Raw genomic sequence first — 13187 nt, forward strand, 5'->3', positions numbered from 1 at the left:
CCAAGCACAAGGATCAGGGATGACGCAGTACGTGTACCGTTTTGGCGGTGGAGTTTCGGACGGCGGGGCCGGGGATAAGAATCTGCTGGGCGGCAAGGGCGCGAACCTTGCCGAAATGGCATCGATCGGCCTGCCGGTGCCTCCCGGCTTCACCATCTCCACCGAAATGTGCACGCGCTATTATGAAGAAGGCGAGACCTTCCCTCAGAGCGTGAAGGCTGAAGTCGCGAACGGCATCGCGCATATCGAGGGGATCACGGGCAAGAAATTCGGCGACGCTGCCGATCCTCTGCTCGTCTCGGTCCGCAGCGGCGCCCGCGTCTCGATGCCGGGCATGATGGACACCGTCCTCAACCTCGGCCTCAACGACGATACCGTTCAGGGCCTCGCCGCCACCAGTGGTGACGATCGCTTCGCCTGGGATAGCTACCGCCGTTTCATCCAGATGTATTCGGATGTGGTGCTCGGGCTCGATCACGGCCGCTTCGAGGAAGCGCTGGAGATCGCCAAGGAGGACCGCGGCTTCCACTTGGATACCGAGCTTTCGGCCACGGACCTCCAGGCGCTGGTCGCCGAATACAAGGCGCTGGTGCAGGAGCTGTGGGGCAAGCCCTTCCCGCAGGACGTGCACGATCAGCTCTGGGGCGCGATCGGCGCGGTGTTCGGATCGTGGCAGTCCGAGCGCGCCAAGGTCTATCGCCGCCTGAACGACATCCCCGCCGACTGGGGCACCGCAGTCAACGTCCAGGCGATGGTGTTCGGCAACATGGGCGACACCTCGGCCACCGGCGTGGCCTTCACGCGCGATCCCTCCACCGGCGAGCGCGCCTATTATGGCGAGTTCCTGATCAACGCGCAGGGCGAGGACGTCGTCGCCGGCATCCGCACCCCGCAATATCTCACCAAGCGCGCCCGCGAAGCCGCCGGCGCCAGGCCCGCCTCGATGGAAGAGGCGATGCCCGAGGTGTACCAGCAGCTGGCAGCCGTCTTCGACACGCTCGAAACCCACTACCGCGACATGCAGGACATCGAGTTCACGGTCGAGCGCGCCAAGCTGTGGATGCTCCAGACGCGATCGGGCAAGCGCACCGCCAGGGCCGCGCTCAAGATCGCGGTCGACATGGCGAACGAAGGGCTGATCACCCAGGAAGAGGCGATCCTGCGCGTCGATCCTTCGGCACTCGACCAGCTGCTCCACCCCACGCTCGATCCCAAGGCCGAGCGCGACGTGCTCACCAAGGGGCTTCCGGCGTCGCCGGGCGCGGCCTCGGGGCTCGCGGTGTTCGATAGCGACACGGCCGAGAAGCGCGCCGCCGCGGGCGATGCCGTCATCCTCGTCCGCGTCGAAACCAGCCCCGAGGACATCCACGGCATGCACGCGGCGCGCGGCATCCTCACGGCGCGCGGCGGCATGACCAGCCACGCTGCGGTGGTCGCACGCGGCATGGGCCGCCCATGCGTCTCGGGCGCGGGCACGCTCGCGATCGTCGCTAAGGAGAAGCTGTTCCGCGTCGGCACCCGTGAGGTCCGCGAAGGCGATACGATCACGATCGACGGCGCCACCGGCGAAGTGATGTTCGGCGAAGTGCCCACCGTTCAGCCCGAGCTTTCGGGCGACTTCGGCACGCTGATGGAGTGGGCCGATGCCAAGCGGCGGCTCAAGGTCCGCACCAATGCCGAAACCCCGCTCGATTGCCGCACCGCGCGCGAGTTCGGCGCCGAGGGCATCGGCCTGTGCCGTACCGAGCACATGTTCTTCGAGCAGTCGCGGATCACCGCGGTGCGCCAGATGATCCTGGCGCAGGACGAGAAGGGCCGCCGCGCCGCGCTCGACAAGCTGCTGCCCGAGCAGCGCAGCGACTTCGCCGAGATATTCGAGGTCATGGCCGGGCTGCCGGTGACGATCCGCCTGCTCGATCCGCCGCTCCACGAATTCCTGCCCCATGAGGAAGCCGAGTTCGCCGAAGTCGCGGCCAGCTCCGGAGTCGATGTCGAGACGCTCAAGCGCCGCGCGGCCGAGCTCCACGAGTTCAATCCGATGCTCGGCCACCGCGGCTGCCGCCTCGGCGTGACCTATCCCGAGATCTACGAGATGCAGGCCCGCGCGATCTTCGAGGCGGCGATTGAAGTGGCCGAGAAGTCGGGCGCCGCGCCGATCCCCGAGGTGATGATCCCGCTGGTCGCCACCAAGCGCGAGCTTGAGCTGATGAAGGCGGTGGTCGACAAGGCCGCGCAGGCCGTGTTCGCCGAAAAGGGCCGCACGATCGACTATCTGGTCGGCACGATGATCGAGCTGCCGCGCGCGGCGCTGCGCGCAGGCGAGATCGCCGAGGCGGGTGCCTTCTTCAGCTTCGGCACCAACGATCTCACCCAGACCACGCTGGGCGTGAGCCGCGACGATGCCGCTCGCTTCCTCACCACTTATGTCGAGAAGGGCATCTACGCGCGCGACCCGTTCGTGAGCCTCGACGTCGAAGGCGTGGGCGAGCTGATCGCGCTCGCCGCCGAGCGGGGCAGGGCGACCCGCCCCGACATCAAGCTCGGCATCTGCGGCGAGCATGGCGGCGATCCGGCGAGCATCGCCTTCTGCGAGCAGACCGGGCTCGATTACGTGTCGGCCTCGCCCTACCGCGTGCCGATCGCCCGGCTCGCCGCAGCACAGGCCGCGCTGCGCAAGGGGTGAACCCTCAACCTCAATCCTCCCCCTAGCGGGGGAGGATAGTCGCCGCACACCGACCGACACCCTTGCAAAATAGGATTTCGCCTGCTTGGCTCCCCCTTGCCCGGGTCCCTCCGGCGGCTCTTTGAACACCTCTATTCCGCGAAATAAAGTTACGCGATGAATCGCGTTTCCGCCAAAAGAGTCAAAACTCGGGCAGTCTAGCGGGGCGTCCGCCCCACGCCGTCACCCGAATCGTCGCGCGTGCGCGTCATCGTCCCCGGCGCGTAGCATCGCCGCCTGCTCGCGCCAGCCCTCGCGGGCGATCGTGCCGGGGGTGAGGCCCATTCGCTGTTCGAGCGCAGCTTCCTCCTCGGGAGTCAGCGTCTCGATCGCGCGATAGGTCTTGATGCCGTGCTCGTGGAGCAGCCGCTCGCCGGGCTCGCCGACGCCGCGGATCCGGGAGAGATTGTCGCGGCCCCAGCCGAACCAGCCGCGCGGGGTGTCGGCCGCCGGCGCAGCCGGGCGTTCCGCCACCGTGCGGCGGTTGAGCTCGGCATTCTCGGTTTCGAGCGTTGCGATCCGGCGCCGCGCCTCGTCGCGCTCGCGTTCGGCCTCCTGCGCGCGCAGGCGCCACTTGCGCCCGCCCGAGCGGGTCGCGAGTCCCAAGAACCAGCCCGCGAGCAGCACGAGCGCGAGCGCGACGAACTCTGTGGGCGTATCGAACGGAAACTGCATCGGACACCTCCGCAGCCGTAACGACCGGGGCGGGCCAGTTGTTGCGCTACTTGCTCAGCAGCGCGTCGTTGATCGAGCAGGCCGCGGGGCCGAGGATGACGATGAACAGCACCGGCAGGATGAACAGGATCAGCGGCACGGTCATGATCGCGGGCAGGCGTGCGGCCTTTTCCTCGGCGCGCATCATCCGCTCGTTGCGGAATTCGGCCGAGAGCACCCGCAGCGCCGATGCGAGCGGCGTGCCGTATTTCTCGGTCTGGATCATCGTGGTGACGACGCCGCGGATGGCCTCCAGGTCGATGCGCGTCGCCAGATTCTCGAACGCCTGGCGCCGGTCGGTGAGGAAGCCCAGCTCGATCGCAGTGAGCGAGAATTCCTCGCCCAGTTCGGGATAGGCTTTGCCCAGCTCCTTGGAGACGCGGGCGAAGGCGGCGTCGACGGTCAGGCCCGCCTCGGCGCAGATCACCAGCAGGTCCAGCGCGTCCGGCAGGCCCTTGCGGATGGCGTCGCTGCGCTTGGTGATCTTGTTCTTGAGGTAGATGTCGGGGCCCTTGTAGCCCAGGATCATCGATCCGGCGACCAGGCCATAGCGCTTGAACGGGGTCCAGTCGGCGAAAGTGTCGGTGCCATAGACCAGGAAGCCCGTGATGCCGCCGAACAGGATCGGCAGCACCATCCGCCCGAAGATCACCGCGACAGCCCATTCCTTGCGGCGGATGCCGGCCTGGAGCAGCTTGATCTGCGCGACCTTCAGCTGCTCGTCCTGAAGGACCTTGAGCCAGGTCAGGAGCGCGCGGATATTGTCGGTGGTCTCGCTCTTGCGGACCAGCTTGGCGCGGCGCTTTGAGGTCGATGCGGTGATGCCGGCCTTGAGCTGCTCGCGCCGCTCGTTGAGCGCCTTGACTCGCTTGGCCATGGGATCGCGCACCGTCGCCGCGGTGTAGATCGCGAAGAGCACGGCAAAGGCCGCGACGCCCGAGAGCAGCGTCGCCACCCAGAGCACGTCGACGCCCAGCAAGGTCGGTCCGGGGGGAGTGGTCATCGCATCAGATCTCGAAGTTGACCATCTTGTACATGATGAAGGCGCCAAGCCCCATCCACACCAGCCCGCCGCCGCCGGCGACCATCAGCCGCTCGTCGACGAAGAAGTTGGCGATGTATTTGTTGTTCACGAACCAAACGAGGCCGAAGACGATGAAGGGCAGCGCGCCGACGATCAGCGCCGATGCCTTGGACTCGGACGACATTGCGTTGATCTTGAGCTTCATCTGCGCGCGCTTGCGCAGCACCTCGGCCAGGTTGGCGAGCGTTTCGGCCAGATTGCCGCCGGTTTCGCGCTGGATGGCGATGGTGATGCAGAAGAACTGGAATTCGGGCGTACCGAGCCGGTCCGCGGTCTCCTGAAGCGCCTGGTCGAGCGTGCGTCCGATCTTCATCTTGTCGGATACGGAGCGGAATTCCTCGCCCACGGGTCCGCCGACTTCCTGACCCACCACGCCCATCGTCTCGGTGATCGGAAGGCCGGAGCGCAGGCCGCGTACCAGCAGTTCGATGGCATCGGGGAATTTGGTGGTGAACTTGCCGATCCGCCGCTTGATGCAGAAGCCGACGACGAAGTGCGGCAGCCCCAGGCCGATGAAGATACCCAGGAACAGCGCCAGCCAGATCGGAAGGCCCTGCAGCCAAAGGAGCGCACCCGGCACCACCGTCAGCCCTATGGATGCCATGGCGTATTGGCCGAGCGTCCAGGGCATGCCGGTCATTGTCAGCCGCTTCTGAATCAGTGCGGGATTGGGCAGGAAGCGCGAGGCTGCGGCATCCATCCCGGTGGCGCGTGCGGCGGTCACCCGGCGGATCTGCGCTTCCATCGCCGTGGCGCCGGTGTTGCTCACCGAATGGCGCTCGCGCACGCTCGAAAGCCGCCGCGCGCTCGCACGCGCGGCAGACGGCCCCGAAAAGGCGATCACCATCAGCGCCAGCACCAGGAAGGTGCCCCCGCCGAGCATCAAAATCGGCAGCATGTCCACGCCGCTTTCGCCTCCGAACCCATTACCCCGGCAGACCGGCTGCCGGCCCGTTACTTCTTCGCTTTCGCCTTGCCGGGCATCTTGATCTCGCTCAGTTTGCCGAGCAGCGATGTGCCCTTGCGGCCGGCCGACTTGGCCGATTTGGCTGGCGCATCGTCCCGATCGCCCGAATCGGTGATCGCCGTGATGCGCCGCGCGAGATCCATGAAGGCTGCAAGCGACTTGGCACCCTTGCCGGTCTCGGCAAGCGGCTTGCCGAGCTTGGCGGCCTGCGATGCTATCCGCGGTTCGAACGGCACCACGATGTCGATCTTGCGCTCGATCGAGCCCTCGAAATCCTTGCGGCTGATCTCGAGCACCGCCGGTTGCTGGACCTTGTTGGCGACGACGATCACCTGGGTCTGCGGCGCGTTGGACTTGAACCAGCTCAGGATGCGGATCGCGTCGCGCGCCGCCGCCAGCGTGAGTTCGGTCACCAGCACCGCCACCTGCACGTCCGTGATCAGGTGCGGGTGGTTCACCAGCATGCTCCGCGGCAGATCCACCACGCTGCATTCGAAGGCGCTGCGCATCTCCTCCTGCAACTGGTAGAAGGCGGCGCCGTCGCTCAGGATCGGCGAGCTGATCGGCGCTTCGGCCGAAAGCACAGCGAGCCGTTCGGAAGCCCGCACCATCGCGCGCTCGATGAACAGACCGTCGATGCGGCTGGGATTCTCGATCGCATCGGTGAGCCCGCGGCCGGGCTCGAGGTCGAGTGCCAGCGCGCCGGTGCCGAAATGCACGTCGAGATCGAGCAGCGCGGTCGAGCGCGCCTGCTTCTCGCCGAACAGCCAAGCGAGCGAAGTCGCGATCGTCGATGCGCCGCAGCCGCCGCGCGTGCCGATCACCGCGACGCTGCAATGCGGCCGGTCGGCGCCGGCTTCGGCGAGCTTGGGCGCCGCGAGCGCAGCCTGCGCCTGTGCAAAGGTGTCGCGCAGCGCGTCGGGATTGAGCGGCTTGAGCAGATAATCATGGATCCCGCTCGCGACCAGGTCGCGATAGAGCCGCACGTCGTTGACCTGCCCGCATGCGATCACGATCGTGCCCGGCTCGCACACTTCGGCGAGCGCGTTGATGTCGTTGAGCGGATCGCCTGACTCGGAGAGATCGACGAACAGGATGTTCGGGCTCGCCGAAACGGAGAGCGTCTGGACGGCGTTGCGCAGCCCGCCCTTGTTGACCTTCTCGGGCGACCAGCCGAGCTCCACTGCGATCGGGCGCAGCGCTTCCGCCGTCGTCTCGTCGCAGACAAAGGCGACGAACGGCTCGCGCTGGGTCGCGCGGGCGGAATGGAAGGGCGCGTTCACTTGGTTCCCTCCGATTTTACTGCCGTGCCGCCGGAGCCCGTCGGCTGAGCCGCCCGCAGCGCCCGGATCGACTTGGCGACGGTAGCGGGATCGGCCGTCGGCGCGCCGGGCGCGCCGCGCACCAGATCGGCCGGATCGGCGATCATCGCGGCCAGGTTGCTGTTGATTGCGCAGCCGAAGTTCGAAGTCGTGCTCTGCGAGAAATCGGGCGTGTAGATGCGCGAGTGATCGGGGCAGTTGGGCACCGACGCGCTCATGCGGGTCAGCACGACGCGTACCGTGCCCGGCGCGATCTGGCCCACTGTCACCGGCGCCTGATCCGAAAGCATCAGGCCATATTCGCTCGCCTGCTCGGCGATCTCGGCGCGGCCGATCGTCCCGCCGGCGCCGTCGTCGATCGCGATCCGATCGCCGTAGCGCAGCCCCATCGAACCGAGCCAGCCCGCGAGCCGCTGTCCCTCTCCCGCGGCAAGGCCGTCACCGGCCGCCTGCAGATCGAGAACATAGTCGTTCCGCTCGACCACCGGCTGGTACACCGATTCCATGCCGCCATTATAGGTTCCGCAGGCGCCGAGCAGCAGCACCGGAACCAGGGCGAAGGGAATGAAGCGCGTGTACATTGCTGTCTCCTCGGGGATCAGAAGCCGAAGCCGGGGGCGGCGGCGCCCCTCTTCTTCGACTTGGAGGAAGCGGGGAGCGCCTTGGTCGGCTCGGCCGCCGGGCGCTGGTTCGGAGCCGAAGGGCTCATCGGCGCGGGCGCGACTGCACCGACCGCGGGCGAGGCCGCCGGCGGCGCCATCATCGGCTTGGGCCGTTCGACGTCGTCGCTGGAGCTGAGCTGCCCGTTGAGGATGCGCTGGAAGTCGTCCGGCGCGCGATAGCCATCGGTCGGCAGCACGATCTGGTTCGCATTGACCGGCTTCACCAGATAGGGGGTGATCACGATCACCAGCTCGGTCTCGTTGCGACGGAAGCCGTTCGAGCGGAACAGCGAGCCCAGGATCGGCACGTCCGCAAGGCCGGGTGCCTTGTCGATCGAGTTGTTGTGGTCGTTCGAAAGCAGCCCAGCGATCATGAAGCTCTCGCCCGAGCCGAGCTCGACCGTCGTCTCCGCGCGCCGCGTGGTCAGCGCCGGGATGGTCACGCCGCTGATCTGCACCGCACCCGCCGAGCTGAGCTGCGAAACCTCGGGTCGCACGCGCATCGAGATGCGGCCGTCCGAGAGGACCGTGGGCGTGAAGGCCAGGCTCACGCCATATTGCTTGTATTCGACCGAGACTGCGCCCAGCCCTTGGCTGACCGGAATCGGAATCTCGCCGCCCGCGAGGAAGGTGCTGCTCTCGCCCGAAAGCGCGATGAGGTTGGGCGAGGCGAGCGTGGTCACCTGGCCGATCTGCTCGCCCAGGTCGATCGCCGAGAGGATGTCCAGCCCGAAGAGCTTTCCGCCCAGCCCGAGCGTGCTGTGTTCGGCGCCCTTGGCGATATCGGTCACGGTCGTGCTGCGCGGGTTGACGAACTGGCCGGTCGCGGGATCGTAGGGACCCTCGATGAAGCCGCCGTTCGGCGTCGGAATGCGTGCGGTGGGGAATTTGGCGAGGTCTTCCGCCGAGAACGAACCCGGCGCGCGGCCCGAAGCAAGGCCGAACATGAACCCGCCCGTGGTGTCGCGGGTCGCGAAGTTCACACCGATGTTCTTTGCGAAGCTACGGCTCACCTCGGCGAACCGCACCTGCAGCTGCACCTGCAGCGGCGTGGCGGTTTTCAGCCGGTTGAACACGGCGACCTTCAACTGGGCGTTAGGATCGGAGGCGTTGACCCCCGGATTGAGCAGCGCCGTCACCAGCCGCTGCGCCTGCTCGACGTCGTCGGGGGATGCGACCGTGCCGGTGAGCACCGCAAGCTGTCCGGTGGTCGTCACCTTGATGTCGGCCTCGGGCATCGCGGCTTTGACCATCCGGTCGATCGACGTGATGTTCTGGCTCACCCGGACGCGGGTCGAATAGACGACGCTGCCGTTCGCCGCGGTGGCGAATATCGTCGCCTCGCCGAACTCCTTGCCAAACAAGTGGATCTGGCGCGGATTGGTGACATAGACGTCGGCAACCGCGGGGTTCGAGACCCAGACGTTCGCCACGCTGGAGGGGAGGGTGATCAGCTCGCCCTCGCCGATCGAGAGGAGAACTTCGCGGCTGGGCCGCTGTGCACCCACCGGCTGGCCGACGCGCGTGGTGGCCGCGCCGGAGCGCGACTGCTGGGCGCCCGCCGGAACGGCGGCCATCGCCAGCAGTGCCGCGGCGGTCGCGGTCCGCTGCGCCAGGATCTTGCTACGCATCAGTTCTTGCCCCCGGTCTCGATTTCGGTGACCGCGTTGCCGCGGGCGACCAGCACCACCGGCCCCTTGCGCACCGTCGCGCCCGGATATGCTCCCGCTGGCGCCCCCGAGGGAGCAGTCTCCGCGGACTTGCCGGGCACCGTGCGGCGCTGGAAGCGCGACACGTCGGCACCAGTGGCGAAGGTGGTCGCGCCCTCCAGCGGACGCGCGGCGACGCGCGCCAGCATTTCCTTTTCCTTCTTGGGGTCGCCGTCGGCCGGCACGTCGATCTCGCCGTCGGCGATCGCCTGCTCCAGATCGCCCTGGTTGTCGGCGATCGAGCGGAGCGACAGCGAGAGCGAACCCACCGTCTGCGCGACCGCAATCTTTTCGGCGATCTTGGGCGTCGCTTCGACCGTGACGGTCGAATAGGTGTCGACAACGGTGTTGCCCTTGTCGTCGATCTGCTTGTCGGTCTTCTGGTCGGTGGCGAGCACGCGCAGGTTGCGCAGCACCGTCTCCGATGCCTTGAGCGGTGGGCCGTCGCCGCCGCCCGAAACCGTCTGGGTGAGGATCAGGTCGATGCGGTCGCCCGGGAACACGAAGCCCGCGACGGCGCTCTGTGCCGAAACGGGGACCGTTACGGCGCGCATGCCCGGGCCCAGCGCAGCGGCGAGGAAGCCGCGGTCGCCCGGCTTGACCAGCGCGCCCTGGGTGAGCGGCTGGCCGGCGGGAATCGCGAAACGGACGACGGTTCCCTGGAGCTTGGTGGCGTCGGCCTCGCCCTTCAGGAAATAGGCGCCCTCGATGAGTTCCTTCGGCCAGGCGACGAACTTCACCGCTTCGGCGTCGAGGATCGTGCCCACCGGCAGCGCACGCGTCGCGACCAACACTTCGGTGCTGTTCTCCGGTGTCGCTGCCATGGGTGCGGCGCCCGCCGCAGGCGCGGCCGAACCCATCACCAGGCTGCGCGCCATGAACGCCGTCACCGCCGCGACAATCAGCGCGCCGACGAGCAGAATGAGCTTGCGTGCATCCATTTCGCTTAAGGCCTTCCACAAATCGCGCCCGCACCGGCCGGGCAGGGGCTAAGCATCACGAAAACTGGTTAAAAATCGGTTCGCGAAGAATCAGTAGTCCCGCCAGTGCGATAGCTACGCCGTAAGGGACTTCGATCGGCGCATCGCCGCGGCGGCGGAGGCGATGCTCGGCGAGCATCGCCAGCGTCAGCGCGCCGCCGAGCAGCGACATCAGCAGCAGCATCCATGCGAGCATCTGGACGGGCAGCCACAGCGCGAGCGCGCCGATCATCTTGACGTCGCCGCCGCCCATCTGACCAAGGGCATAGGCAGCCGCGAAAAGCGCGAAGGCGGCCGCGGCCACGCCCAGCTGGATCGCCATGTCGGGCCAGGGCGCGAGCCCGTTGGCCCACCACCAGGCCGGTGCGAGCAGTGCGATCGCGGCGTTCTTCCAATTGGCGATCTCGCGCGTCCGCGCGTCCTGGATGCCCGCCGAGACGAGTAGCAGCACCAGCGCGCCGAGCAGGATTATTGGAAACGCGGCCCCCATAGCCGCAAATGCCTAGACGCGATGGCTTATCAAAACGTAACCAAGCCCCATGGCAACTTCCCCTATAGACCGCCGCGCGCTTCCCGCCGGCGCCCAGATGCACCGCTGGAAGGCAAGCGACGGCTGGGATCTGCGCGCATTCGCCTGGTCTGCAGAGGCGCCCGAGCCGCGCGGTTCGATCCTGTTCCTGGGCGGACGCGGCGACATCTTCGAGAAGTATCTCGAATCCTTCGCGCACTGGCATGGGCAGGGTTGGTCGGTCGCTTCGTTCGACTGGCGCGGCCAGGGCGGTTCGGGCCGGCTCACGCCCACAGCCAATTGCGGCCATATCGAGGATTATGCCGATTTCGTCCGCGACCTCGCCGGCTTCTACGCCGAGTGGGCAGCGAACACCCCGGGTCCGCATGTGGTGATCGGCCATTCGATGGGCGGGCATTTGGCGCTGCGCGCGCTCGTCGAAGGAGCGATCACGCCCGATGCCGCGGTGCTGGTCGCGCCGATGCTGGGCTTCCGGAGCCCCTTCGGCCGCTTCGGCGAGCGCGCCGCGCGGATTCTAGGCGGTTTAGGCAACCCTTCGCGCCCCGCGTGGAAAGGCAATGAGAAACCCTACACCACCGAGACGCGAGCTGCGCTGCTTACGCACGACCCGGATCGTTACGCCGACGAGATCTGGTGGCAGACCAACCAGCGCGGCCTGCTCACCGGCCCACCGAGCTGGCGCTGGGTGATCGAGGGCTTCCGCTCGAACCGCGAACTCGCCGCCGATCCGCGGCTCGAGACGCTGAAAGTGCCGGTGCTGATGCTGGTGGCGGAGCGCGACGGGCTGGTCGATGCCCGTGCGGCGCTTGCGCTCGGGCCGCGCCTTCCCGATGCGCGGATCGTGACCTTCGGCAAGGAAAGCGCGCACGAGATCCTGCGTGAGGTCGATCCAGTGCGTAACCGCGCGCTGGGCGAGATCGATGCGTTTCTGGCCGAGCGGGCGGTGAAGCGTTGAGCCGTTACGACATTGCCATTGTCGGTGCGGGAATCGCGGGAGCGAGCCTTGCGGCGGAGCTCGCCTCGCACGCGCGCGTGCTGCTGCTAGAGGGCGAGGAGCGGCCCGGCTATCATGCGACCGGCCGGTCGGCTGCCTATTGGTCGGAAACCTATGGCGGCCCGCATGTCCAGCCGCTCACCACTGCCTCGCGCGCAGCGCTCGACGCAGGCGGCTTCCTCGCGCCGCTCGGCTCGCTCCATATTGCGCGTGCGGACGAGCGCGGTTCGGTCGATGCCTTTCTGACCCAATTTGCGGGGACCGGCGTCGAGCTTCGTGAAGTCGATCCGCACGATACGCTGCCAGGGCTGCGGCCCCAATGGCAGTACGCCGTGTTCGAGCCGAGCTGCGCCTATATCGACGTGGGCGGTCTCCACGTCGCCTTTCTTGCGACTGCCAAGCGTGCCGGTGCCGAGCTGGTGACTTCCGCCGAGCTGCGCGCCGCGACGCGCGTATCGGGCGGCTGGCGGATCGAGACGCGCGCAGGGAACTTCGAAGCCGGTGTGCTGGTCAACGCCGCGGGCGCTTGGGCGGATACGGTTGCGCGGCTCGCCGGGGCGAGGCCGCTCGGCATCCAGCCCTATCGCCGCACGATGGTGCAGCTCCGCACCGATCCTGCGCCGCCGCCGCACCTGCCGCACGTCGGCCATCTCACCGGCAGCTTCTATTTCAAGCCGGAAGCGGGCGGCCGGCTGTGGCTGAGCCCGCACGACGAGACACCTGTCGAGCCCGGCGATGCCGCGCCCGAGGAGATCGACGTTGCGACCGCGATCGATCGGTTCGAGCATGTCGTCGATTGGCGTGTCGCGGCGCTCGAGCACAAATGGGCGGGCCTCAGGAGCTTCGCGCCGGATCGGTTGCCCGTCTACGGCTTCGATCCGTCGGTGGAGGGCTTCTTCTGGTGTGCGGGGCAGGGCGGCTTCGGTATCCAGACCGCGCCTGCCGCTGCCAGACTGGCCGCGGCGCTCCTGCTGGGCAGTGTGCCCGATCGCACAATCGCCGGAATAGACGCCATGCACTATTCACCGGCCCGATTTTCGGGTTAGCATTGCGGTTCCGAAACGAGGAGTTGCTTATGGCGCACAAGTTCGTGATCGAGCAGAACAAGGCGGGGGAATATGTCGCCAAGTTCAAGCATCATTCGGAAGTGATCTTCTGGACCGAAGGCTATGCCAGCAAGGCCGGCGCGAAGAACGCGATCGAGTCGATTCTGAAGAACGGTCCCGGCGCTTCGGTCGAGGAAGGCTGATCGGCGTCGATTTCGAAAGGATGGCCGGGCGGTGGAAGAGGGGAAGAACCGCCCGGCCCAAGTCCCGGAAGTGCGACCCTCGGGGCTTTGAACCTGTTTTCGCAGCTATAGCGCAGGAATGCCAGTAAGGGCCGCTACCTATAGTGGCTCCCCCCTGTTTCATTCCGGGATGGCTTCCCCTCACCAGTTCCACATGGATCCGTCTTCGAGGCGGTTCACGGGCAGGTAGGCGCGCTTGTATTCGTGTTTGGCGGC

Annotated in this window: 12 protein-coding genes; 4 read left to right on the forward strand and 8 right to left on the reverse strand. The window is 67.2% G+C overall.

What is annotated here, in order from left to right; all coding sequences use genetic code 11:
* Positions 1-19: 19 nt before the first annotated feature.
* On the forward strand, positions 20-2683 hold the full coding sequence (gene ppdK / locus ACMGDH_RS06995) for a pyruvate, phosphate dikinase (protein ID WP_436827176.1): 2664 nt from the start codon (positions 20-22) through the stop codon (positions 2681-2683).
* Positions 2684-2905: 222 nt separating this feature from the next.
* Here the strand turns inward: ppdK and ACMGDH_RS07000 are convergent, their stop codons facing one another.
* From ACMGDH_RS07000 to ACMGDH_RS07035, 8 genes are read right to left on the reverse strand one after another with little or no spacing between them, the layout of a single operon-like run.
* Positions 2906-3397 (reverse strand): helix-hairpin-helix domain-containing protein, encoded by a 492-nt coding sequence (locus tag ACMGDH_RS07000; RefSeq protein WP_436827177.1) that lies wholly within the window; start codon positions 3395-3397, stop codon positions 2906-2908.
* A 46-nt stretch (positions 3398-3443) separates the two neighbouring features.
* Positions 3444-4439 (reverse strand): type II secretion system F family protein, encoded by a 996-nt coding sequence (locus ACMGDH_RS07005; RefSeq protein ID WP_436827178.1) that lies wholly within the window; start codon positions 4437-4439, stop codon positions 3444-3446.
* A gap of 4 nt (positions 4440-4443) precedes the next feature.
* Positions 4444-5424: a type II secretion system F family protein gene (locus ACMGDH_RS07010; RefSeq protein WP_436827179.1), complete on the reverse strand. Its 981-nt coding sequence runs from the start codon at positions 5422-5424 to the stop codon at positions 4444-4446.
* 50 nt (positions 5425-5474) lie between these two features.
* Positions 5475-6770, reverse strand: coding sequence for a CpaE/TadZ family protein (locus ACMGDH_RS07015; RefSeq protein WP_436827180.1), 1296 nt, complete (start codon positions 6768-6770; stop codon positions 5475-5477).
* The gene (locus ACMGDH_RS07020) at positions 6767-7390 is read right to left on the reverse strand and encodes a CpaD family pilus assembly protein (RefSeq protein ID WP_436827181.1); all 624 of its coding nucleotides are present in this window, start codon (positions 7388-7390) and stop codon (positions 6767-6769) included. The genes ACMGDH_RS07015 and ACMGDH_RS07020 overlap by 4 nt, the downstream gene beginning before the upstream one ends.
* Positions 7391-7407: 17 nt before the next feature.
* Entirely contained in the window at positions 7408-9102 is a 1695-nt protein-coding gene (locus ACMGDH_RS07025) for a type II and III secretion system protein family protein (protein ID WP_436827182.1), read from the reverse strand.
* Entirely contained in the window at positions 9102-10121 is a 1020-nt protein-coding gene (cpaB, locus tag ACMGDH_RS07030) for a Flp pilus assembly protein CpaB (RefSeq protein ID WP_436827183.1), read from the reverse strand. The genes ACMGDH_RS07025 and cpaB overlap by 1 nt, the downstream gene beginning before the upstream one ends.
* Before the next feature lie 55 nt (positions 10122-10176).
* The gene (locus ACMGDH_RS07035; protein WP_436827184.1) at positions 10177-10650 is read right to left on the reverse strand and encodes an A24 family peptidase; all 474 of its coding nucleotides are present in this window, start codon (positions 10648-10650) and stop codon (positions 10177-10179) included.
* Positions 10651-10699: 49 nt separating this feature from the next.
* Here ACMGDH_RS07035 and ACMGDH_RS07040 point away from each other — a divergent pair, with 49 nt between their 5' ends.
* From ACMGDH_RS07040 to ACMGDH_RS07050, 3 genes are read left to right on the forward strand one after another with little or no spacing between them, the layout of a single operon-like run.
* On the forward strand, positions 10700-11644 hold the full coding sequence (locus tag ACMGDH_RS07040) for an alpha/beta fold hydrolase (RefSeq protein WP_436827185.1): 945 nt from the start codon (positions 10700-10702) through the stop codon (positions 11642-11644).
* On the forward strand, positions 11641-12729 hold the full coding sequence (locus ACMGDH_RS07045) for an NAD(P)/FAD-dependent oxidoreductase (protein WP_436827186.1): 1089 nt from the start codon (positions 11641-11643) through the stop codon (positions 12727-12729). The genes ACMGDH_RS07040 and ACMGDH_RS07045 overlap by 4 nt, the downstream gene beginning before the upstream one ends.
* Before the next feature lie 29 nt (positions 12730-12758).
* Positions 12759-12932: a YegP family protein gene (locus ACMGDH_RS07050; protein ID WP_436827187.1), complete on the forward strand. Its 174-nt coding sequence runs from the start codon at positions 12759-12761 to the stop codon at positions 12930-12932.
* Positions 12933-13187: the final 255 nt, after the last annotated feature.

It is taken from the genome of Sphingomonas radicis, from assembly GCF_051400635.1.
Lineage (GTDB): Bacteria > Pseudomonadota > Alphaproteobacteria > Sphingomonadales > Sphingomonadaceae > Sphingomonas.